Below are 1,150 nucleotides of genomic sequence, written 5' to 3'. Positions count from 1 at the left end.
GCCGTCCCCTTCTCCGTCCGCGTCCCCCACGCGGTCCCCCTCGCCCTCGCCCTCGCCCTCGCCCTCGCCCTCGCCCTCGCCGTCGGTCTCGCCGTCGGCGTCGCCGAGTAGCTCCCCGTCGTCCTCGCCGACCGGCGGGACGGGCGCCTGCCGCGTCAGCGCCACCGTCAACGCGTGGAACAGCGGCCTGACCGAGGACATCACCATCACCAACACCGGCTCCTCCGCCGTCAACGGCTGGTCGCTCGCGTTCACCCTCCCCAGCGGGCAGACCATCACCAGCGGCTGGAACGCCACCTACTCGCCGAGCAGCGGCCAGGTCACGGCGACCAACGTCAGCTACAACGGCTCGATCTCGGCCGGCGGCTCCACCCAGATCGGCTTCCAGGCCAACCACACCGGCAACGCCGGCAAGCCCACCTCGTTCACGCTGAACGGCGCCACCTGCACCGTGTCCTAAGCACCGTGTCCTGACAAGCACCGTGTCCTGACGGCACAACCCGATCCCCAACCTGGAGGACAGCAGTGCCCCCCATTCGACACCGGCGCTGGCTCGCGGCCGCGATGGCCGCCGCGCTCGGCGCTCTCGGAGTCGCGACCGCAGGCACCGCGCAGGCCGCCGCCGGTTGCCAGGTCACCTACACGGTGACCAACCAGTGGCCGGGCGGCTTCGGCACCGACGTCAAGGTGACCAACCTGGGCGACCCGATCAACGGATGGAAGCTGACCTGGTCGTTCACGGCCGGGCAGACCATCACCCAGCTGTGGAGCGGCACCTACACCCAGTCGGGTGCGCAGGTCACGGTGAGCGACGCGGGCTACAACGCGTCCATTCCGACCGGCGGCAGCACGAACTTCGGCTTCAACGGCGCCTTCAGCGGTTCGACCAACCCGGTGCCGACGAACTTCGCCGTCAACGGCACCGCCTGCACCGGCACCGTGACCAGCAGCCCCAGCGCCAGCCCGTCACAGAGCCCCTCGCAGAGCCCGTCACAGAGCCCCTCGCCCAGTCCTTCCCCGAGCCCGTCGCCGAGCGCCTCGCCCAGTCCGTCACCCAGCCCGTCACCCAGCCCGTCGCCCAGCCCGTCACCCAGCCCCTCGGCGACGCCGAGCGGGCCGTGGCCGCCGTCGTCGACGTACTCCAACCCTG

2 protein-coding genes are annotated in these 1,150 nt (G+C 71.5%); both read left to right on the top strand.

Annotated elements, in window-relative coordinates; all coding sequences use genetic code 11:
- On the top strand, positions 1–460 hold a 460-nt coding region (locus Mam01_RS37175), incomplete at its 5' end, for a cellulose binding domain-containing protein (RefSeq protein WP_239101886.1).
- A 65-nt stretch (positions 461–525) separates the two neighbouring features.
- Positions 526–1,150, top strand: a 625-nt coding sequence (locus tag Mam01_RS36005) for a cellulose-binding domain-containing protein (protein WP_204289685.1), incomplete at its 3' end; no start/stop codon positions are given.

Origin of the sequence: Microbispora amethystogenes, from assembly GCF_016863015.1 — a bacterium.
In the GTDB taxonomy this organism is placed as follows: domain Bacteria; phylum Actinomycetota; class Actinomycetes; order Streptosporangiales; family Streptosporangiaceae; genus Microbispora; species Microbispora amethystogenes.
Note: the sequence above shows the minus strand (reverse complement) of the source record. Positions and strands in the feature narration are given on the sequence as shown.